The 21,441-nt window shown below is 59.0% G+C and carries 14 protein-coding genes; 2 read left to right on the forward strand and 12 right to left on the reverse strand.

Annotated elements, in window-relative coordinates; translation table 11 throughout:
* Window positions 1-171 precede the first annotated feature (171 nt).
* Window positions 172-1,578, forward strand: a complete 1,407-nt coding sequence (gene dnaB, locus EV672_RS17695; protein WP_133611288.1) for a replicative DNA helicase — start codon at window positions 172-174, stop codon at window positions 1,576-1,578.
* A gap of 319 nt (window positions 1,579-1,897) precedes the next feature.
* Here the strand turns inward: dnaB and EV672_RS17700 are convergent, their stop codons facing one another.
* Window positions 1,898-3,982 (reverse strand): site-specific integrase, encoded by a 2,085-nt coding sequence (locus EV672_RS17700; RefSeq protein ID WP_133611289.1) that lies wholly within the window; start codon window positions 3,980-3,982, stop codon window positions 1,898-1,900.
* Window positions 3,983-4,180: 198 nt separating this feature from the next.
* Here EV672_RS17700 and EV672_RS17705 point away from each other — a divergent pair, with 198 nt between their 5' ends.
* The gene (locus EV672_RS17705; RefSeq protein ID WP_208110806.1) at window positions 4,181-4,792 is read left to right on the forward strand and encodes a SprT-like domain-containing protein; all 612 of its coding nucleotides are present in this window, start codon (window positions 4,181-4,183) and stop codon (window positions 4,790-4,792) included.
* Window positions 4,793-5,088: 296 nt separating this feature from the next.
* Here the strand turns inward: EV672_RS17705 and EV672_RS17710 are convergent, their stop codons facing one another.
* The 11 genes from EV672_RS17710 to EV672_RS17760 all read right to left on the reverse strand — a co-directional run bounded on the left by EV672_RS17710 (window position 5,089) and on the right by EV672_RS17760 (window position 21,428).
* Window positions 5,089-5,871: a hypothetical protein gene (locus EV672_RS17710; RefSeq protein ID WP_133611290.1), complete on the reverse strand. Its 783-nt coding sequence runs from the start codon at window positions 5,869-5,871 to the stop codon at window positions 5,089-5,091.
* Window positions 5,868-8,249 carry an RHS repeat-associated core domain-containing protein gene (locus EV672_RS17715; RefSeq protein WP_133611291.1) on the reverse strand — a complete coding sequence of 794 codons (2,382 nt, stop codon included), beginning with the start codon at window positions 8,247-8,249 and terminating at the stop codon, window positions 5,868-5,870. Before EV672_RS17715 ends, EV672_RS17710 begins: the two co-directional genes overlap by 4 nt.
* Before the next feature lie 111 nt (window positions 8,250-8,360).
* The gene (locus EV672_RS17720) at window positions 8,361-9,140 is read right to left on the reverse strand and encodes a hypothetical protein (RefSeq protein ID WP_133611292.1); all 780 of its coding nucleotides are present in this window, start codon (window positions 9,138-9,140) and stop codon (window positions 8,361-8,363) included.
* A gap of 140 nt (window positions 9,141-9,280) precedes the next feature.
* Entirely contained in the window at window positions 9,281-13,984 is a 4,704-nt protein-coding gene (locus tag EV672_RS17725) for an RHS repeat-associated core domain-containing protein (RefSeq protein WP_133611293.1), read from the reverse strand.
* 46 nt (window positions 13,985-14,030) lie between these two features.
* On the reverse strand, window positions 14,031-16,814 hold the full coding sequence (locus EV672_RS17730; protein WP_208110807.1) for a transglutaminase-like domain-containing protein: 2,784 nt from the start codon (window positions 16,812-16,814) through the stop codon (window positions 14,031-14,033).
* 11 nt (window positions 16,815-16,825) lie between these two features.
* Entirely contained in the window at window positions 16,826-17,548 is a 723-nt protein-coding gene (locus tag EV672_RS17735) for a hypothetical protein (protein ID WP_133611294.1), read from the reverse strand.
* Between the two features lie 17 nt (window positions 17,549-17,565).
* On the reverse strand, window positions 17,566-18,873 hold the full coding sequence (locus EV672_RS17740; RefSeq protein ID WP_133611295.1) for a prenyltransferase/squalene oxidase repeat-containing protein: 1,308 nt from the start codon (window positions 18,871-18,873) through the stop codon (window positions 17,566-17,568).
* Between the two features lie 178 nt (window positions 18,874-19,051).
* Entirely contained in the window at window positions 19,052-19,684 is a 633-nt protein-coding gene (locus tag EV672_RS17745) for a hypothetical protein (protein ID WP_133611296.1), read from the reverse strand.
* Window positions 19,681-20,235 (reverse strand): archaeosortase/exosortase family protein, encoded by a 555-nt coding sequence (locus EV672_RS17750; RefSeq protein WP_133611297.1) that lies wholly within the window; start codon window positions 20,233-20,235, stop codon window positions 19,681-19,683. The genes EV672_RS17745 and EV672_RS17750 overlap by 4 nt, the downstream gene beginning before the upstream one ends.
* A 90-nt stretch (window positions 20,236-20,325) precedes the next feature.
* Window positions 20,326-20,799, reverse strand: coding sequence for an RES family NAD+ phosphorylase (locus EV672_RS17755; protein WP_133611298.1), 474 nt, complete (start codon window positions 20,797-20,799; stop codon window positions 20,326-20,328).
* Window positions 20,796-21,428: an antitoxin Xre/MbcA/ParS toxin-binding domain-containing protein gene (locus tag EV672_RS17760; RefSeq protein WP_243738761.1), complete on the reverse strand. Its 633-nt coding sequence runs from the start codon at window positions 21,426-21,428 to the stop codon at window positions 20,796-20,798. Before EV672_RS17760 ends, EV672_RS17755 begins: the two co-directional genes overlap by 4 nt.
* Window positions 21,429-21,441: the final 13 nt, after the last annotated feature.

Genomic DNA, 21,441 nt, shown 5'->3' on the forward strand with positions numbered 1-21,441 from the left:
TACACTTATCCACAGCTGACCACCCTTTGGTCGGCTACCAGCCCTGGCTCAATACTGGATCGGCACAGTGGCTCAGATTTGGATCGGCGCGGACAGCCTACGAAGACAGCAAGCTCGATGAGCTGATCCAAGAGGCGTCTTCGCCACGTCGCTGATGCAAAGGACACCTCAATGAAACAACGATCTAGCCCTGTAGCAGGCGCCGAGGATGAGCTGTCACAGATCCGTGTGCCCCCGCATTCGGTTGAGGCTGAGCAGAGTGTCCTGGGCGGCCTGCTGCTCGACAACACGGTGTGGGACAACGTATCTGACTTGTTGACTTCACAGGACTTTTACCGACATGAACACCAAGAGATTTACGCCTCGATTGGTGCATTGATCAACGCAACCAAGCCTGCCGATGTGCTCACGGTGTTTGAGCACCTCAAGAGCCGTGCACTGGCTGAGGAGTGCGGAGGCCTGCAGTACCTCAACAACCTCGCGCAGAGCGTGCCGAGCGCGGCCAACTCTCGTCGTTATGGCGAGATCGTTCGTGAGCGCGCAGTGCTGCGCAAGCTGATCGTGGCCGGTGATGAAATGATTGCCAATGCTCTGGCACCAGCTGGTCGGCCAGTCAGCCAGATCCTGGATGAGGCCGAAACCCGAGTGCTTCGGATCGGCGAGGAAGGGGCTCGCAACAAGCAAATTTGGCACGGCATGGATAGCTTGGTGGTGAACGCAATCGACCGCATTTCAGCCATGGCAGATAGCGGTGCCAAGGATGTGACTGGCGTGGCCACGGGCTATCACGACCTGGATCGCATGACGTCCGGGCTGCAGTCCGGGGATCTCATTGTTCTCGCTGCCCGCCCGTCGATGGGCAAGACGGCACTAGCCATCAACATCGGTGAGCACGCGGCCATTGATGCCAATCTGCCAGTGCTGATCTTCTCCATGGAGATGGGGGCCAGCCAGTTGACAAACCGCATGCTGTCTTCTGTTGGTCGAATTGATCACTCTGCCCTGCGTACCGGAGCGCTCAATGATGACGAATGGAGTCGTCTCTCTGAGACTGTCGAGCGCTTGGGGCGTGCGCCCATATTCATTGACGAGACGGCAGGCCTCGGACCGAATGAGCTGCGAGCGCGTGCACGCCGCAAGGCGCGTGAGTGCGGAGGCAAGCTGGGCCTGATCATCGTGGACTATCTGCAGCTCATGTCTGCATCCGAAGTGCCTGGCGGCGCCAAGAACATTTCGGAAAACCGTGCGACCGTGATCGGCGAGATCTCGCGTGGTCTTAAAGCCCTCGCGAAAGAGCTGCAGTGCCCAGTGATCGCATTGTCTCAGTTGAATCGCAGCGTTGAATCGCGGCCTGATAAGCGCCCGATGATGTCTGACTTGCGAGAGTCAGGTGCGATCGAGCAGGATGCGGACGTCATCATGTTCATCTACCGCGATGAGTACTACAACAAGGAATCGAAGGAGCCAGGCGTTGCGGAGGTGATCATCAGCAAGCAGCGCAACGGACCCACTGGGACGGTGAAGCTGTCATTCCTGAAGGCCATTTCCAAGTTCGAGAGCCTGGCCCCAGGCTATTAACGTGATCGGAGTATTGAAAACATGTCGGAGCTTCAGCTTTGGTATGGCCCGGTTGACTCATGCATCAAGCGTGACGATCCCCGCTGGGATGCTGTGGAGAGAATGGATGAGGTCGCTGCGTTTGTCTGTGCAAGCAGTCGTGCTGACGCGCTGCGAATCATCGCAAGCTACAGCGGAAAGTCCCCATCGGTTTATCACTTTGACAACAGGTGGCGCAACCACTGGCCGCGCCCGATGAGGGAGATTGCGCCCGAGCGTGGGCTGTGGATTTTGTTCGATCTGCGTGGGCAACCCGAGCGAGTTGCCTGAGCTTGAGGGGCTATTGACGTTCACTGACGGTGAACGTCGGTAGATCCCCTGGGGGAAGTGTCCTCAACTGCTTGATCATCCGGGATCTTCCTGCCGTCGTGTAGATCGACGTGGTGGACAAGGATGCGTGCCCCATCGCTTCCTTGACCACATCGAGGGGCGTGCCGCTGGCAACGGACAGCTTGCCGAATGTGTGTCTGAGCCAATGTGTTGAGGCCTTCAAGAATTGGGGGCCATCAAGGCGCCCTGCGGCGACTCCCTGCTTGGCAACGAATTGGAAGTATCGCTTGAGCATGCGATAGACGCCAGACCGTTCTAGCGGGGTGATGGCCACCCTGCCACCCAGCGAAGAGCCGACTGGGTGGCTCACCTGGGCTACAAGCGGCAGCGCAGCAACAGCCGCCTGATCGAGATCCTGCCATCGCTCTCCGGCCAGAGCAACATACCGCCTCATGTGGGCGTCGATCATTGCCACCACGTCATCCGGTACCGGCACCTCGCGCTCCACGTCCCCCTTTCCCACCACATCCAGAATCCAGGCTTTTTCCCCCGTGTCTGGGGCCATGGGGTCATCCTCAACCTGAACGTGGCTCAGATCGCCTCTCCTGGCCCTTGTAAGCTCATCCAAGCGCAAGCCTGTTGTCACCAGCAGCTTGAGCGTGAGCCTCAGGCGTTCCCGGCGCACCACGTCACGTACTTGTGACGTGCACGCCCAGATCCAGTTCCACTGCGGGAGCGTGAACCCGCGATCAGTCTTCGTGGCCGCGCGCTTGAGCTTCGATTTCTTGAGCGTTCCTGTCATCGGGTTCCCAATGAGGTAGCCGTCGGACACCAGGCTCTCAAAGCAGATGCTGATGATGGTCAAGGCCTGTTTCTGGCTGGACGCTGACAACTTGCCCCTGAACGGGCGCCAACGCTCGGACGATCGAGGCTCTGGCCGCTCTTGGATCCAATCTGCCGGTGGCGCTTCCAGGAAGCGCTTGTACTCAGCGCAGTCCATGCTGGTGATGGACGACAGTGGTTTTCGCTTTTGCACCAGGCACCAAAGCCAAAAGCGCTCGATGTCGCGTTTGTAGGTGTCGAGCGTTTTCGGCCTGTCTTCGTAGCAAGCCAACCAGGCCTGAATGGCCTGTGCATCGGTTTCGGCGCCAAGTGTGTTTGGGCCTGCGGCCCTGAGGTAGCCATCGCGCCCAAGCAATACGTCTGGCACCGCGATTCGCTCGATCGGCACCAGGCCGAAGCGCGGGCTCGGTGTTGGGGTGGCAACCTGCCCGCCCACGCTGGCCACCGCATCCGTGATCGGGCCGTAGGCGTGGTCCCGCAGGCGAAGACCTGGCATTTCGCCATCAGGATCCAAGGACACAAGCCAGTCGATGATGCGCTTCGCGCGAGTGGGCCCAAGTGAGCTGATGCGCCTGTACCAGGCGTGGCCATGCACGTTGATGTACCGCACCAGGTCGCCTAGCGTTTTTGCGCCTGCCTCAGTTCCAAGCTTCTTGCTGAGTGCCTTTGTGAACCACCGCCCCAGCTCGTCATCTTCTGTCGCTGGCTTGGCCAAGTGGAGCTGCAACACGTTGAGTGCCTGCACGTGTGCGTTCACGTCAGGGTTCTTGCGTTCCAGGACCAGCGGCTCGTCTTCTTGAGGCTGATCTACCGGGTAGTGTTCCCGCATGATTTCAGCCAGCTCCGCTTCGCTGTAGAAATCGGGATCCAGCCCTTCCTGTTCGCAGAACTCTTCCATGGAAGGCATGACGAACAGCGATTCTGGCTTCGGCTTGTCTCCCATCACCAGCAGGAAGCGGTCGATCTTCTGATCGTCAGGCAGCCGCTCGTTGATCGCGCGCCCGTCGGCCACGACCTGGTCGTACAGGCGATCGCGCACCGCCTTGATGTGTCGCTCATCGTTGCTACCGCCATCGAAGGCCAAATACCGCTCCCAGGCCTTGTGCAGCGTCACGCCGCTTATCCAGGCCCTCAGGAAGGCGAAATGGCACACCCCAATTGCCTGAGTCCTGACGTCTGCCGTCTTCGCCCCTTTGGGGCGCCCGCGCTTGCGGGGGGCTTGGCTGGTGGGTTCTGAGAACAGGGAGGTCATGAGCTGGTTTGCGTAGGGTGAATGCCTTTTTTCGCCATCAAATGCTAATGAGACGCAATCGCAGTTGATAGGGCAATCCCGAAAATGCCCATTTAAGGCATTTAATCAAGCGGCATCCTAATGGCAATTAGCATGCCGCGCTAGTCAGTCTTGAAAATGTATTACACAATACAGAGATTGAGGGAGGGAAGGGAGCCCATGGCCAAGTCAACACCGCACATCGAGATCGCTCTGGAGCTGCAGCACGCCTATGACGTCTTCAACCGTGAGCTGTTCCAGGGCACGCTGCCTACGTGCATGCTGACCCTTCAGCGCGAGAAAACCAGCGTGGGGTACTTCTCGGCCGCGCGATTTGGCAACAGGCTTGGCCAGCACACAGATGAGATCGCGCTCAATCCGACCTACTTCTCCGTGGTCACCATTTTGGAGACCCTGCAGACGTTGGTCCATGAGATGGTCCATCTCTGGCAGCACCACTTTGGTGAGCCTGGTCGAGGCCGATATCACAACGGTGAGTGGGCCAAAAAGATGGAGGCCATAGGCCTCATGCCCAGTGACACTGGGCAGCCAGGCGGCAAGCGTGTCGGAGACCAGATGTCCGACTATGCCATCGAGGGCGGTGAGTTCTTGCGCGTGGCCAGGATGCTACTCACGGAGGAGTTCACGCTCTCTTGGCACGACAGGTTCCCGCCTGTTGAGGCCTGTCGAGTCGCTGCACAGCTCGTCTCAACATCGCTTTCAAGCGATCTTGGCTTCCCTGCTCGGGGTCTCCTCGTTTTCAGTGCAATAAGTGACGGTACGAAAAGCTAGCACTGGCGCGGAGGTGGTGTTGGTAGATCGTTGATTTCATTGACTTTCCTGTTCACTTTCAAATCTGCGATTCGTGGCGTCAAACCGGGGTGATCTCGGTTTCGGTGCGAGAGCTCCCGGCTTCTCACCAGTGTTAACCCGTAGGGCTGCAAGGCAAGCGGCAACACGGCCACGGTGTCTCACTTGCAAGGGCCTGCCATTGGCATTGAAGCGGTTGATGACCCAGTTGGTCAGGCTGTCAGCACCAGCGATACCGCAGTCAAGCATGCATGTTCACGATGTCTTTTGGCTGACGTTCAGTCAGTTTCTGCCAGAAGCTTTTGCAGTTCCCCGGTCTCAATGCTATTTCGCAAGCGCTCTAATCTGGCGCGCATATCGGCGCTGTACCGTCTGATGGGTTTTCCTAACTCTTCATTCAATAGGCTGATTGCCGATTCTGACTCTCCCAACCATACAAGAAGCGCAGCTTGATTTTCTGCTGATTTGCTAATCGTTCTCAAATCGCCAAGCGACTTGAACCGCGCATAGTAAGGTAGTGCGTGGTTTCGAATTGTTTGCTTCAGAAATTCAACTTCCTCCACACGAAAGTCAGTGTTCCTGAAAGTAAAGCTATCCGGGAACGGGGGGCGCCGCTTGGGGCGAAGGGGATCGTCGTACGCGCGGATGAGCCTGGTTCCAGAGAAGAAACTTCCGACAACTGTATTTCCGTCGGAGGCGATATTTTCGCCGCAGACTTTGGATAGAGATTCCTTTATTATGGGGACAATGAATCCTACTGCTATGTCAACGCGCAGTATTTCCGGGGCGTGTTTGGTGAGAAAATGAATTGACATTTTATCCTGCCCCACCAAAGGGTGGGCACGCACCCACGTTACCACCTCCGAGTTGGATTCCAGCAAAAAAAAGCCGTATTCCTCCAGCGTTCGATCTAGCTCTTCCTGCAGTCGAGCTTTCATTTGCCTTGTTGTCAATGGCTCATGCTTGGGCTTTGGAGGCAACTTGAACTGAATATCTCGATATGAATCGATGAATTTAGTCAAATCATCCCATCGCCGCAAGAAAAAAGTCCTCAGGGTCATTTGCTGTATACCGATTCCATCATGTTGGAATTGATTTTATTGGGGTAAAGCAAGAAGCCACCGCCCGCCGCTGATCCACTACCCATGCCAGACAGGTTGCTGAAGCTGCCAGCAGCGGCCCCCCCCAGCACACTTGACAAGCCCGGTGCTCCATCAAGGGCTCCAAATCGAAGGACATTGACGCTGCTAACGCCAAGCCCGTCTACACCGATATCCCTCGCGACGCTGCCAAACAGTCTGCTGGGCTCACCGGCATTGATTGCGCCATAGCCTGTTCGCTGTGCCGACGTAAGCGACGCGTTACCAAACTTGACTTCTACGCCGAGCAAATCATCGCCAACCTGGGTCAAGTAGTCTAGGCGCGGACGAGCGCCACCCGCAGCCACCTTGACTTCCGCACCAATGATGCTATTCCCAAGCTGCCTCTCGGCCAAGGCCGAGGCGAATGATCCCTTTGCCACAGGAGAGGAACCTGCGATTCGTAACGCATTGTAAGCTTGTCCGCCGACGCCAAACGCTCCGCCAACAGCGGCATCAAACGTCATCGCGCGGGTATCGAATACAGGCTGACCAGTTGCCCCGCGAATTGCCCCGCCTACCGCAACACTTGTCCCTGCACCGATTGCAGCCGCTTGCGTTACCGTGCTAGCAGTTCGAGTGGCATTAACTACCGTGAAAGCCGCTCGTGCCACATTTGCAAGGGCTGGAAGGAATTGTAGGAAGTGTCCACTGGGATCATTGGCGTTGATGGGGTTTGCGCCAGCGTATTGATAAAAATTGACATCCCCAGCTCCGAACCCCATGGAGTCTTCGGAAATAAATCTACCGATGACTGGATCGTAATAGCGGGCGCGGTAGTACATCAAGCCCGTGCCGTCCTCTTCTCTACCGGTGTATTTCAACCGATTCGGGCTGCTTCCTGTGGTCGATTGGGTTTGGCCGAAGGCGCTGTACTTGACGCTCTGCGTGGTACCCCCGTTGTGCCCGGTCACCGCCGTGGTGCTGGTGACCTGATCGTGGTGGAACAAGAAGGGCTTGAGCTTGCTGTCCGTGTCGTACATCCACGCGGCCACCAGCTCGTCCACGCCGCTGCCCCGGAAGTACTTGGCTTGCAGTTGTTCGCCTGAGTACTCGCTCTCCAGGTGCTCGCCTTCCAGGAAATAGCTGCGGTTGCCCAGGCCGCCACCTGATCTGCCGATGCGGTAGTCCATCGGGTCGTAGCTGTAGCTTTCTGCGCCCACGGTCTTGACTCGGCCCTTGGCGTCCCAGGTCAGCGTCTTGGCGCCGATGCCGCTCTGGCTTGTGAGCCGGCCTTCGAAGTCGTGCACGAAGCTCGACTCCACCGTGCCCGTGGCGCTGCCGATGCGGATGTCTGCCAGCCGGTTGGTGTTGGCTGTGTAGTTGTAGAAGCGCGTGCTGCCACCTTGGCTCAAACTGCCTTTGGTGTAGGTCTTGCGGTTGCCCACTTTGTCGTAGCTGAACAGCTCGTCGTTGGCCGCACCGGGCAGGTCGGCTTGCGTCAGGCGGTACAGCGCATCGAGCGTGAAGCTGCTGGTGCCGCCGGCATCGCTCTGGCTGGTGATGTTGCCCACGCGGTCGCGTGTGTAGCTGGTCTGGCTGACCAGGTTGTTGGCCGCGTCATACTGGCTCAGCTGCGTGGCCCAGCCGTTGGCGTCGAACTGCTGGGTCAGGCGTGCGCCGTTGGCGGTCACGCGGCTGAGCAGGCGGCCTGCCGGGTCGTACTGGTAGTCCACCTGCGTGTAGTCGGGGTTGCGCAGCATCACCAGGCGGTTGGCCGCGTTGTACACATAAGCGGTGGTGCTGCCCTGGTAGGTGGTCTTGCTCAGGATGTTGCCCACCTTGTCAAAGGTGAAGGCCATGAAGCGGCCCCGGCTGTCGTCCTTGCGCTCCAGGCGGTTGAGGCTGTCCCAGGTGAAGGTGTAGCTCACGTTGCCGTTGGCAGCGGTGTTGCGGTTGCCTGCGGGGTCATAGCCAAAGGTCTCGGCCGTGTTGTCCTTGAGGTAGTCCACCCGGGTCAGGCGGTTGCCGTTGTCGAAGGTGTAGCGGCTGACTTCGTTCAGCCGGTTGGTCTTCTCGTAGACGTTGCCGGCCTGGTCAGGCTTGTAGGCGATGGCCTTGGCGCTGTGGTCGGTTTCGCTGGTCAGCCGGCCCAGGTCGTCGTAGGCGAAGGTCCAGGTCTTGGCTTCGGCGTCCTTCACCGTCAGGCGGTTGCCCAGCAGGTCGTAGGTGAAGCTGGTTTCGCCATTGAGTGCGTCGGTGATCTTGGTGACGCGGTTGAGTTCGTCGTAGGCGCGGTGCTCTGTGCAGCCCAGGGTGTTCTTGGGCTTCAGGCCCGCCTGGGCGTTGGCATCGATCACGCAGGTGAGGTTACCATTTTCGTCGTACTGGAACTCGCTGCGGTAGGCCGTTGGCGCCTGCTTCGTAGATCAAGTGGGATTCACAGCGTTGTGCGTCTGCCATGATCAGCATCAACGCCCACCAGGAGCGACCAACAGGCCGCTTGGTTCAAGTGAACACCGGACAGCGGGAATGCCTATTTCATCTACCGCCCAGCACCATAAGCCGTCGGCCAGTTGTCTCAACGTTCCACGTGAGGAGTCTTGCTCGATCCATTCGCCGAGACTTGACGATCCGACGGTTAACGCCAGATGAGAAGCTACGAGGTAGTTCAAAGGAAAGACGTCGCGCAGTCGTTCGCTGTAGCTGGGACCAGGGACAAGTTCCGAAGCAGGATTGCCCTGCTGTTTATCCATCCATGCAGAGAAGCGACACCCTTCAGGAGTTCTTCGTCGAAAAGTAGCCCATCGTGCACGTGCTTCATTGAAATCAGACATGTCTCCCCGGCGAGGAAGTCCGAAGCAAAATCCCAGTGGATCTATTGCGCCACGCAATTGATAGGTGAATGCGTAGCCATAGGAAAAGCCAACCGATGTCCAAGCATCCAGGGCCATCGCATCAAAGTGATCTAGCGCTTGGCGATGCAAAGCTGCGTCGCAATAGAACAGAAACTGCCCCCCATCATCGGTAAGTGGTCTCCCGTCTTCGAAATAGGCAGGCGCCCCAACTCCCATTGTGATCACGGAATGCGCTCTATTGTTTGGCACCCAAGGTAATTTAAATCGCTTGATGATGTTTGTGCCGATGACTAGGGACGACGGCATCGGAAATGAGTGTTTCTCTAGCCATTTCTCCCAAGAATCAATCCATCTCGTTTCCTCCGACAGATCAGGCACGTCATCCAACGTCACCTGATCCGGATGTATGCCTAGCCTTTCGTGGCACCTGCGAGACAAATCGTAGGCGGCACGCCACTTTTCCGAGTCGATTGGTGAGAACCCATGGAAACAGAGGGCGTGTTGAACGCCCCCTGGAAGTCGGTCGCTCAACATCACTTGCTGTATACCGATTGCATGGTGTTTGTATTGCTCTTGTTCGGATAAATCAAGAACCCTCCGCCCGCCGCATTCGCACTACCCGAATAGCTGAGCCCCTGATAGCCAACATCAAGACCCAGCGCAGTGCCGAGACCGTACGTGGTGGGGAGCGGCGTAAAACCATAGGTCTTCGTGCCAAACTTAGCCCCGAACGCTCCGATTACATCATCAGCGGTTGATTCGACGGCGCTTAACCCCGATCCGCTACTGTTCACTCCCTTTACGCCTGCGCTAAGCCTGGCGCTTAGATTTCCCACCGTGTCTGTCTTGGATGCAACCTCTATGCCCCGTAATGCGGCTCCTTCTTGAACAATCAAATCTGGGCGCTTTGCCAGATTGCCTACCGACTTCACCCCAGAGGCAGTTCCCCAAGCGCGATTGAGATACACCGCATCTGCCCCGGCATCCAATGCCTTTGCTGCTTCATACTCGATACGGGTTGCGTGGCCGATAGTGCCAGTCTTCTGGGCCGTTCCGATCACGGAGCCGACAGTGCGTGCTTCGTTGAGGGCTCGGGAAATTTGTGCTGCTTTTATAGCCGCGCCCGCACCAGAGGTCGCCACGCCAATTGCGAAGTCCCGTCCCGCATCGCCCCACGAGTAGTTCTGGCCCGTCAGCTTGGCCAGTCCCAAACCGATTGCGACGTTCGCCCCCCCGCCAACGATGAAGTTGAGGACATGCCCACTCGGATCATTCGCATTTATGGGGTTCGATCCTGTGTACTGGTAGAAGTTGACGTCGCCAGAGGCAAATCCCAGTGGGTCTTCCGACACAAACCGCCCGATGGCCGGATCGTAATAACGCGCTCTGTAGTAATAAAGCCCAGAGCCATCATCCTCGCGGCCGGTGTACTTCAGCCTATTCGGGCTGCTTCCCGTGCTGGACTGCACCGCACCAAAGGCCGCGTACTTCACACTCTGCGTGGTACCCCCGTTGTGCCCGGTCACCGCCGTGGTGCTGGTCACTTGGTCATGGTGGAACAAGAACGGCTTGAGCTTGCTGTCCGTGTCGTACATCCACGCGGCCACCAGCTCGTCCACGCCGCTGCCGCGGAAGTACTTGGCTTGCAGTTGTTCGCCTGAGTACTCGCTCTCCAGGTGCTCGCCTTCCAGGAAGTAGCTGCGGTTGCCCAGGCTGCCACCTGATCTGCCGATGCGGTAGTCCATCGGGTCGTAGCTGTAGCTTTCTGCGCCCACGGTCTTGACGCGGCCCTTGGCGTCCCAGGTCAGCGTCTTGGCGCCGATGCCGGTCTGGCTGGTGAGGCGGCCTTCGAAGTCGTGCGCGAAGCTCGACTCCACCGTGCCCGTGGCGCTGCCGATGCGGATGTCGGTCAGGCGGTTGGTGTTGGCTGTGTAGTTGTAGAAGCGTGTGCTGCCACCTTGGCTCAAGCTGCCTTTGGTGTAGGTCTTGCGGTTGCCCACCTTGTCGTAGCTGAACAGCTCGTCGTTGGCCGCACCGGGCAGGTCGGCTTGCGTCAGGCGGTACAGCGCATCGAGCGTGTAGCTGCTGGTGCCGCCGGCATCGCTCTGGCTGGTGATGTTGCCCACGCGGTCGCGTGTGTAGCTGGTTTGGCTGACCAGGTTGTTGGCCGCGTCATACTGGCTCAGCTGCGTGGCCCAGCCGTTGGCGTCGAACTGCTGGGTCAGGCGCGCACCGTTGGCGGTCACGCGGCTGAGCAAGCGGCCGGCCGGGTCGTACTGGTAGTCCACCTGCGTGTAGTCCGGGTTGCGCAGCATCACCAGGCGGTTGGCCGCGTTGTACACGTAGCTGGTGGTTGAGCCCTGGTAGGTGGTCTTGGTCAGGATGTTGCCCACCTTGTCAAAGGTGAAGGCCATGAAGCGGCCCCGGCTGTCGTCCTTGCGCTCCAGGCGGTTGAGGCTGTCCCAGGTGAAGGTGTAGCTCACGTTGCCGTTGGCAGCGGTGTTGCGGTTGCCTGCGGGGTCATAGCCAAAGGTCTCGGCCGTGTTGTCCTTGAGGTAGTCCACCCGGGTCAGGCGGTTGCCGTTGTCGAAGGTGTAGCGGCTGACTTCGTTCAGCCGGTTGGTCTTCTCGTAGACGTTGCCGGCCTGGTCAGGCTTGTAGGCGATGGCCTTGGCGCTGTGGTCGGTTTCGCTGGTCAGCCGGCCCAGGTCGTCGTAGGCGAAGGTCCAGGTCTTGGCTTCGGCGTCCTTCACCGTCAGGCGGTTGCCCAGCAGGTCGTAGGTGAAGCTGGTTTCGCCATTGAGTGCGTCGGTGATCTTGGTGACGCGGTTGAGTTCGTCGTAGGCGCGGTGCTCTGTGCAGCCCAGGGTGTTCTTGGGCTTCAGGCCCGCCTGGGCGTTGGCATCGATCACGCAGGTGAGGTTACCATTTTCGTCGTACTGGAACTCGCTGCGGTAGCCCTTGGCGTCGATGGCGGCCTTCTTACGGCCCAGCTCGTCGATCTCAAAGCTGGCCTTCTCGTCGTTGGCGTTCTTGACGCCCACCACGTCGCCGCGCAGGTTGTAGATCGTCTCCGTTCGGTAGCCTGTGGCGTCCACCACGGCGGTGCGGCGGTTCATGGCGTCGTACTCGAAGCGCGTGGTGTGGCCTTCGGCGTCCGTCACGGTGATCACGTTGCCTGCGTCATCGTAGGCGTAGGTGGTGGTGTTGCCTTGGGCGTCGGCCTCGGTCTTGACGCGGTCGGCTGCGTCAAAGGTGCGGGTGACGACGTTGCGCTCCTCGAACGTGCCGTTGCTGCGCTTGTAGCGGTGCGTCACTTGCCAGGGCATGCCATTGGCATCGAAGCGGTTGATGACCTCGTTGCCAAGGCTGTCGGTGACCTTGACCACGCGGTCCAGCGCGTCGTAGTCGTAGCTGGTGGTCAGGTCGATCAGCGTGGCGTTGGTGGGGCTGGTGCGGCGCTTGAGGGTTTCGGTCTTCTTGCGGCCCAGGCTGTCGTAGGTGTAGGTCTTGGTGACGGTGGTGCCTGAGGGCATGCCCACGATGTCTTCCTGGCTGACGTTCAGGCCGTTGCTGCCGGGCTGGTAGGTCAAGCGGGTTTCGCGGTAGCGCGTGGCATCCAGGTACTGGCGGCTGTAATTCAGCGTGGCATTGCTGTTCCAGCACAGGCTGGCCAGCAGCACGTTGGTGCTGGTGGTGCCGGCCGATGTCAACGCGCTGATGCGGGTTTCCTTGGGACGTTGGTTGTAATCACAGCCCGAGGTTGAGGTGGCAAAAGTGGTGGTGCTGGTGGTGCCGCGTTTGTCGCGGGTGGTGGCCACCTGGTCCAGTGAACCGTAGGTGATGTCCACCGTGCGGTTCAGGGCATCTTGCTCGCGGGTGACGTTGCCAAAGGCATCGGAGGTGCCGGTGAAGGCCTTGTCAGCGCGGTAGCTGTAGGTGGTGGCATAGCCCAGCGCGTCGTATTTCTTGCTGCGGATGGCGTCGCCCTGGTTCTCGAACAGCAGCACGCCGCCGTCGGGTTCCACGAGCTTGGTCATGCGGCCGTTGTCGTCGTAGTGGTACTCGCGCACGCCGCCTCGGGCGTCCGTCACGCGGGTGCTCTTTCGGTAGAGGTCATAGTCCAGCGTGTCGCCCACATCGAAGCTGTTGGTCTGCTGGAAGGTGCGACCGTTCTCGTAGTACTTGAACTTGGTGGCCACCGTCTTGCCGTCACGCTGCAGGGGCTTGGCGATGCTGGTCAGCAGGTGCTTGGGCGTGTCGTAGCTGTACGTCAGCACCTGCGACAAGGGGTTGGTCATCGTCTGCAGGTTGCCAGACGTGTCGTAGGCGTAGCTCCACTTGCGCGCGGTCCAGTCGGTCACATCCTTGAGCCGGCCATCGGGGTGATAGCTGAAGGTGATGCCTGTGCGGCCACTGATGCCGAGGTTGTCGGTGATGTTGGACAGGCGCCCATTGCCGTCGTAGCTCAGCGTAAGGCGGTCGCCCCAAGGGTTGTCGATGTACTTGAGGCGAGCAACCACGCTCGGCGTGGTTTTGAGGTTGCCAGACGGCACCTCAAAGATGTACTTGATGCCGTTGCGAAAGGTCAGCGTGTGTTGACCGGCGCTGGGGCTGTCCAGCGTAAGCGTGTCGTACACGCCCTTTGGCGACGTGACGGCGAAGCTGGTTTCGTTGACCAGGTAGCTTTGCTCTCCACCACGTTCGTCGGTGTAGGTGATGGAGCTGGTCTTGCTGTTGCCGTTTTCAGCTTTTTGGCTGGTGGTGCAGTTGGGGCAGTCGCCGAAATCGTTGGACTTCAAGCGCATCATGTAGCTGTGCACCCAGCCATAACCTAGGCCACGATCCACTTTGGTGGAACTGGGCGCGCTGTTGTAGGTGCGCGTGAAAACCGTGTTCAGGCCATTGCGGCCTCGGATGACGAAATCGGTTTCGTCATGGTAGTTGTTGCCCGTGACGGTGGACACCGGGTCGGCAGTGGACGGCGTGCGAATGGGGTCGTTGTTGACGGTGCCCACCAGCACCTGATCGTTGAACTGATCGTTGTTGAAGGTGGGCGCAACGGATGGCGTTGTGCCGCCAACGCCGGCGTTCTGGAGGTTGATCGACCTTGATGGCGTCAGCACAACGTTGCCATCGACATAACCGCCAGCCAGCGCAGGGCTGACGCTGCTCAGCGCAAAGCAAACAACCGTCACCGTCGAGATGCAGCGGCGACTGCGGACCAAGAAGTTCATGGATGCTCCATGACGTCCAGCTGTGAGTGTGGATCGGCGCATGATGTCATCTCCCTTGATTGATGTTCGATGCCGACTTCTTGTCATCAATCGGCTCTGTCGGCTTGTCGGCGTCACGCACTTGGATCGAAGGTGCTGGACTGCTGGTGTCCACGTACCCGCCGCCTGCAGACAAGCTACGGTTGAGGATGCTCATGCTGATCCCTGTCAATTGTCCGTTGGTCGTGTCGTAGCTCTTTCTTACGTCAACGGAGAACCGGTAGGTAGCGCCGACCGTGAGCTTGGATGGGATCAGGTACTCAACCCAGTTCTGCGAGGTGTCGCGCAGGTAGATGTCATTGCGGATGCCTGCGACTGTCAAAGCATCGTGTGCATCAGCAGCAGAAGGCAACGCACGGAACACCCGACCGGATGTGCTGAATCCCTTGTTCCTGTCGAAGTAGTTGAAATAGTTCTGACCAATGTATGAGGGGATGATGGTGCCGGACCAGTTGTTGCTGATTACTGAAAGCACGGTGGCTTTGGTTCCGGAAAATGGTGTCCCATCACATGTACTTCCAGTCAGGGTGCTGGTGGCCGGATAGCTGTTGACTGCGGCGACCTGATCGGCAACACATTTTGTCCACCCATACAAACCGTTGAACGGCGCGTAGGTGTAGGTGCCAACTAAGCGCTGCGTTGCATCAGTGGATGTGCTGACGGTGCTCAGGAATGTGTCGAACTTCGAGCCAGAGGTGGCGCTGCTCCACGTGGCTGGTGCGGTCGAGAAAACCGTGTAGGGGGCGTACGTGAATCCACTTGGCGCGCTGGTGCTGAATCCAAAGCTGGCATACAAACCTGGAAGCGTGTCGCTGGTTGCATTCTTCTTGGGGTTCAGTAGGGTTGCGCCGTTGGCCAGGGCCATCTGGATACCGCGCACGGTGGAAACCGCGTCGTAGCCGGTGAGTTCCTGCCAGATCTCGTGCTCAAGTGACGAAGCGATGTGGCCGATGAATTCGAACTGGCGGTTCGAGTAGTTCACTGCCGCTTCATTGGTTCGGTAGGCTCCTCCGATGGTGATGCCCTTCATGTCGATGAGCAGGCCACCAGGCAGGATGGCAAATGCAGTGCCATCGACGTATTCAGCCTCGTAGACTGAACTGACAACGCCCAGAAAGCCCAGCACCGGCGTCCTGGTCTTCATCAGGCGATCAGCCCGCTCAAACTGCTCACGCAGTTTGGCGTAGTACTGGGTGGCGCCCACGTAGAGCAACCCGCCCGTCAAAGCATCAAGGGCAGCGCTGTTGTCCAGCAGCTTGGTGTCGCTCGCATCCCAGCCATTACCATTGGAATCCACGTAGGGGGTACAGTTGGTGCCATCAGTCAAACAACCAGACTCGCTTGGGTTGTAGACGATTTTGTATTGATCATTGGCTGACAGCAGCTGATCAGCTGCACGGTGCACCTGAGACCAATTGGATGACTCCCCACCGGTGGCAACCAAGTAGTAGCCGCCAATGATTGCCGAGTAGGTGGCGGAGATTTTTCTGTCAGGTGTTCCGCTGACCACCGACGGAGCTCCATCCATCTCAACGGTGATCCAATAAGGCATGCCCAGTTGCGGTGTTTTGCTGCCCTCCGGGCATCCAAAGGTGATTGATCCGCCACCGCCGGATACGTCGATATATCCCCCGCCGACTTTTTCAGTTCCACGCCTGAAAACCTGCTCTGCAACCTGACCACCTTGAGTAGATTCCAAGACGGAAGTCAGCTTTTTTGTCACCACATCAACCAGACTCAGTGTCGCATCACCCATGGATACGGAGGCGCCGCTGCCCGGTTTGCAGATTTGCATGCTGACGGTCACCACCTTGTCCCACTTTTTGGGTTCAGGGTTTGGCACCACCGCGTCATGGGCAGCGACCGTGTCATAGCGGCGAACGTTGCCGACAACCTGAAACGGCAACGATGCAGGCAGTAGCCCCTCGCGCAAAGGGATGATCTGCCCGGTATCCTCTACGTCTTCAAGGGTTTTGCCAGGATGGTTGCTACGTAGCCAGACGCCGATCTGATCCTCCAGAATCGCCAACGGGTTCTTGTCGCGCCGAGTGGTGTCGTTGTTCTTGATGGCGTTGTAGTAGGCGGTGTAATCGAAAGTGACTGCGTTGTACGGATCAAGGTTCAGGCCGTTGTAGGTCTTTTGCTTGAAGCTCGCATCGAGCGCCACCCAAGTGCAGCGGCCTGCATTGGCACTCACGCTGCAATCGACGGAAGGGCTGACAGTGTTGATGCCTCGGTACTGATCAAAAGGGATAAAGGCTTCAGCCCAGACGTGCTCCATGTCTACCGTGCTTCGATCGGTGGACAGCACCACGCCTTGAATGCCCTGTGACTTCAGTACCTCGATGGCTGTGTCCAGATGCGGAACACCCAGCCAGTTGGTCACCTGTGATGCGGGAATGCGTACTGTGCCCACGGCATATCGAGCCGGTATGCGCTGCGAGCGCAGCATGGCGATCAAGGTGCTGGAGATGTCCACGTCACTGCCGCGCCGGCCCATGAACGTGTTGATTGAACCAGACCGTGAACCATGGTACGGAGAATACTCAAGGGTGTTATGCAAGTACTCGTAGATGGCGGCTGCAGAACCCAGTTGGGTGGCTTTGTCCCGCAGAGGTTGGGCATCCACGCCTGTGTAGATGACTTCAGGGGACTCTGTGACGATCTGTGCCTGAGCGCTCAGACTCACAGTCAAAAGCCCAAGGCAGGTGAGTGATGCCATGGAGGATGCACCGGCACCGAAAGGGTGCCTCAGACAGCGTCGAAGCGCCTTCACGAAGTGGTCAAACATGGTCCTCTCCTTTATTTTTTGGGCGCATCGGCGTCGCTATTTTGTTGGCCATCTTTTTTGGGAGCGACGTAGCCTGATGGCATGGCTTGCAAAGTGGGCGTACCGTGGTTGAGCGGTGCCTCGCTGACGCCACCGAATGAGGCTTCCAGTTGTGTTCTCAGTTCACGAAGGTGGCTGGCACGATTGACACCGTCATCCGTCAGCGCTACGTCGAGCTTCTGCGCTAGCCGCTCAAAAAGGCGCGCGCGTTGTTCGCCAATTGCAAGGCCTGCTGAATGGACTTGGGCTTCCGAGCTACTGCGGAACTGCGCGGACTTGATCTCGCTGCGTTGGCGCAGTTGCGACACCAACGCACGCGCCTGCGCACGAGCGGATTCACGCCCATCTGCTCGCGCTCGCCTGCCTCTAGGCTCCCCACCGTTGCTTAGGTCTTGAGCGGCGATGGCTGCTCGATTCTCCGGCGCGAGGTTTGCAGTGATCAAAGCATCGACGCTTGCGCGAAGGCTGGCCAGTTGAGCAGCGTCTGAGCCGTCCTCTTGGCCGCTTTTCTTGGCAGCCAGCACATTGCGCCCGACCTTGCGAATGGCCGCGATTTGCTCTGGGCTCAGCCCACGAGCAGCAGTTATCGACGTCTGCGGAACATTGAATGGCTGCGTTGTGGTGGTTTCTGCATGAGCAAATGACAATAAACTGAACAGTGCCAGCAGAGCGGCGGTGCAGTGCGTGCGTTTCATCATTGAGCTCCCTTTATTCACGCGCCGGAATCGGACCTGCGACCAGTTCTGCTAACCAAGCCCATCAAGGCTGCTCCCAACATCCCCAGCGCCCACAACGGTAATGGCGTATCGCCATCGCCCGACGCGACCTGAGTGCCACAGCCGGGCCCGGTACATGGATTGCCGCTCAGATCGGTATTGGTCAGATTGATCAATCCGGCGATGGGCGACGTATCGGTGATGACGTTGTTGGATGCGTTCAGGCTGGCCAAGTTGACGGCGTGCTGCAAACCGTTGAGGCTGGTCACACCCCGGTTGGAAATGTCCAACGTGGTGAGTTCTGCCAGTTCACCCTTGTTGAGTTGGTCCATCGCACCGCGCCCCAGGGCTTCATTGATCGCTGTACGCAATGCTGCATCGGTCACCTCAACACGTTCGCGGCTGGTGCTGGCATCTTTGCCTTCGGCTGCAACGAATGCCTGGGTGATCAGGCCAGTGGCGAAAACGCCAGCGTCAAATCCTCCGTCTGGCCTTTGAATGGTGACAAGAGAGTTCAGCAAGGTTTTGGCGTCATTGGACGCGGCGTCCAAACGCAAATAGGCCAAAGCCGCTGCCGCACGAACGTGCGGCGCTGAAGACGCCGTGACCTTGGTCTTGAGTGTGGCCACTGCGTTGTTCAGCGGTGCGGTCAAGGTGGTGTCAGACGACTTGTAGGCAGCCAAGGCCTGAACCACCCGTGCCGTGGTGTAGGCATCCGTGGAGTTACCTGCGGCAGCGGCCCAGCCCTGGTCACCGCTGGTGGTCAACTGTGAGGACTTGAGGTAGGCAATGGCCTGGGCGCTGGAGAACGTCGCACCTGCGGTTCTCAGCGCATCAAGCGCCAGGGCTGTATCCAGGGGCGACGACCGGTAGCGTTTGGAGAGTCCCCATCCGGACTGTCCTGCAGCAGGCGTATTCACCGCCGCAAGCAGCGCATCAATGTCTTGTTGTGCGCTGGACTGCGTGGCCCGCAAGACCATCAGCCTGCGAGCGCGTGCATCCAGATTCTGCGGATCGTGGTTTTCGATCCAAGCCTGGCCAGCGTAGTAGGCCGCGTTGCGCCGATTGGCTTGGTGCAAGGCGAGAACGGCCTCGGCGGTTTGCAGGAAGGTGCGAGTCTCGGATGTGTCGCGCCAACTGCCATCACTTTGCGCTTGTTGGCTTTCCAACCAAGCCGCAGCACTTTGCGCAGGTCCCGCGTAGACGCCTGCCTGCGCAGAAACAAACACTTGCCCTGTCAGCAAGGCGACGGCGCCGATCGCGCGACGCCAGACAGCCCAAGCTACACAACCCTGATTGCCCATAGGTCCTCCACATGTACATTGGCGGGTGGAGGGGCATCACGGCCAGATTGCCTTGAAAACCTTGTTGACGACACCCCCCACTCTTTACTTCTTTAGGGGGCACGTTACAGACAAGTTGTGACAGTTTGATGCGCGTTGCATCACGTTGACGGGTCTGACGTCGTAGCCCTGGCGTTGGTCAGCTGTGTCGCGTCGTGAGCTGAATGGCCGCAACGGCACCAGCCAGGCCAAGCGCGTACCGCCCTCCGCCCTGAAGGAAGTTCTTCCAGTAGACAAGCGCAGATTTGGAACCAGGTGCGAGCACGTCCAACGCCATTTGCCAGAGTTCGCCCGCCAGCACGGCAGGCACGTCCGCACAGACCAGAATCAGCAGCCATGGGCTCAGGATCAGCAAGCGAGACGCCAACTGTTTGCATGCGATGCGTCCAGTCCCTGCTGTCAGTGGCCAGGCGCAGGTCACCAGCAAAGCCGCCAGTGGCCCTTGCAGGACATGCGCGATCAAGGTCGAGGCATTGGCTGTGCCACGATGGTCTGGGTAGATGACGTGCCCGCCAATGAACACAATGTGCTTCCACATGACGGTGGCGCGAACCACGCGGTCTGCCCCCTCACGATCAACGGCCAGTCGCAGCAGTTTGAAGTCGCCCCCAACCCACTCAAAGACTTCGCGCATCAAGGGCAACAACGCCACAACGATGCGTTCGCCAAACAGAACCGTTGTGGGGATCAACACTGCGGCAGCGGCCAGAAGCTGCACCAGCATGCGGACTTCGATGCCTGATAAGGCCTTGCGCTGAACCAAGTCGGTCATGTTGAGGTTTTCAGCGCACGGTCTGCTGTGGTGTGCCAGTTCAACCAGAGCAGGAAGCAGCCTGCGACAGCCACGATCAGCAAAAGCGGCGCAACAACCCCATGCAGCATGTCAAAAAGATCGCGATTGATGCGATAGGCATAGAACAGCCCGATGACCCGCACCTGGTTCAAGGCCAAGACCACCAAGGCGCCCAGCGCAATGCCCACGAGCCTGGCTTTGATGGAGATCGGCGCCACGAGCATGGCGGCCACCATCAAGAACAAAACGTCTATGCCCTCGCAGCCATTGATGATGTTGATGCCGCCACCTGGGGCCTGAAGACGTGACCCGATAGGGAGCACGCCCGTGTCGGGATCGAAATACTGGATCAAGGTGGCTGCCGATTTGACCGTGATTTGATCGATCACCAAGCGCTCAATCCAGGTGCCACGCGCTGCAGTGCTGTACCAGCCCTGGAGGGCCGCGAAGATCGCCAGGAATATCGCTGCGCGCCACATCGTGGCATGGCCTGAACTGGTCGCTGGGGCGACGTGGTTTTCCCTATTCATGTGATTTTGCTGAGAGTTCTGTCAGCAAAACTACTTCAAGAAAGTGACACACGCATGAACCTATCTGACAGGCTCAAGGGTCCGTTCAAGTCACCGCCGAAAGAGTTTGTTGTACTCGAACGGGCGGATCACTTTGGCTGTGATCTTGGCTGCTGCAGGGTGCAGGGGGTTGATGAGCGAGGCGAATTCCTCCGGCACGATCACCGATGGCACCAGCAGGATGGGCGAGCGCATGGATGTCAGCCACGCAGAGCCCACCTTGACACTGGCGCCTCCTGCAGGAATGGCTGACCAAGCGGCTGGCAGAGAGGCGAGCAACGCTACCTCATGCTGCGCCCAGACATCGTCGGGTACGTCGATCTCCATGAGGAAACGGTTGAGCGGCAGGCCGGCATCGTCGATGTGCGCAGCGGTTTCCAGCACCGCGATGGCAATGGTCGGTGCGCTGTAGACGACAGGCTCCTTCTCGTCGTTCCAGCGGCCAGGAAATGCAGCAGCACCGCCACCGCTCAAGTCCGTCGCCGGGTACTTGCGGGTCTCAGCCGCGATTCTCCAGAGCTTCACAGGTACGCACCGCTGCGCATGGCGCCCAGCAACTGAGCCACGATCTCGACCCCTGTAGGGGTATCCAGGTACTCGGAAGGCTTGCGTCCGCCCAGCGCGGCCTGGGGCCGCTCGATCCACTGGCCCAACCACTTCAGCGTATCAAAGCCCTTGGCTTCGGTGGCCGTGCTGTCTTGCACGATGTCTTGGGCAATGCCCAGCAGCTTGATCATGCCCATGGCGGCCAAGCCGGCTCGGCCATCGACCACAGCGCCCGCTGCCGACTTGCGCGCAGCCGTGGCGGGCGGAATGCGCAGCATGGCGAACACGCGTGAGGACGGCAAGTCCATGCGCTTGGACAGATCGGTGATGAAGGCGCCCGCCACCCCTTGGCGCTCCATCTCGACCCTCTTGACAGGTGTCGCTTCGTTCACCGCCCGGATGTAGGCGTCTACCCCCAGGCTGCGCTTGTAGGCCAAGACGACCCCGTTCGCGGCGGTAGTGGCCGACGATGTCTTTTTCATCGGCGCATCGGCCAAAGGCTTGTGTGATCGGCTGGTCTGGCCGATCACAGCAGTCGCAACGGATTTCGCGCCCTTGCCTGTGATGCGCTTGCCGGCTGGGGAAAGCTTGCTGGTGGCTGCGACCATGGCGGGACTCCAA

Origin of the sequence: Aquabacterium commune, from assembly GCF_004362855.1 — a bacterium.
GTDB lineage: Bacteria > Pseudomonadota > Gammaproteobacteria > Burkholderiales > Burkholderiaceae_C > Aquabacterium > Aquabacterium commune.

What these genes read in the sequence shown, in the direction of transcription:
- dnaB (WP_133611288.1), top strand. Translation starts at nt 172, where the DNA reads ATGAAACAACGATCTAGCCCTGTAGCAGGCGCCGAGGATGAGCTGTCA.
- EV672_RS17700 (WP_133611289.1), bottom strand. Translation starts at nt 3,982, where the DNA reads ATGACCTCCCTGTTCTCAGAACCCACCAGCCAAGCCCCCCGCAAGCGC.
- EV672_RS17705 (WP_208110806.1), top strand. Translation starts at nt 4,181, where the DNA reads ATGGCCAAGTCAACACCGCACATCGAGATCGCTCTGGAGCTGCAGCAC.
- EV672_RS17710 (WP_133611290.1), bottom strand. Translation starts at nt 5,871, where the DNA reads ATGACCCTGAGGACTTTTTTCTTGCGGCGATGGGATGATTTGACTAAA.
- EV672_RS17725 (WP_133611293.1), bottom strand. Translation starts at nt 13,984, where the DNA reads ATGAACTTCTTGGTCCGCAGTCGCCGCTGCATCTCGACGGTGACGGTT.
- EV672_RS17730 (WP_208110807.1), bottom strand. Translation starts at nt 16,814, where the DNA reads ATGTTTGACCACTTCGTGAAGGCGCTTCGACGCTGTCTGAGGCACCCT.
- EV672_RS17735 (WP_133611294.1), bottom strand. Translation starts at nt 17,548, where the DNA reads ATGAAACGCACGCACTGCACCGCCGCTCTGCTGGCACTGTTCAGTTTA.
- EV672_RS17740 (WP_133611295.1), bottom strand. Translation starts at nt 18,873, where the DNA reads ATGGGCAATCAGGGTTGTGTAGCTTGGGCTGTCTGGCGTCGCGCGATC.
- EV672_RS17745 (WP_133611296.1), bottom strand. Translation starts at nt 19,684, where the DNA reads ATGACCGACTTGGTTCAGCGCAAGGCCTTATCAGGCATCGAAGTCCGC.
- EV672_RS17750 (WP_133611297.1), bottom strand. Translation starts at nt 20,235, where the DNA reads ATGAATAGGGAAAACCACGTCGCCCCAGCGACCAGTTCAGGCCATGCC.
- EV672_RS17760 (WP_243738761.1), bottom strand. Translation starts at nt 21,428, where the DNA reads ATGGTCGCAGCCACCAGCAAGCTTTCCCCAGCCGGCAAGCGCATCACA.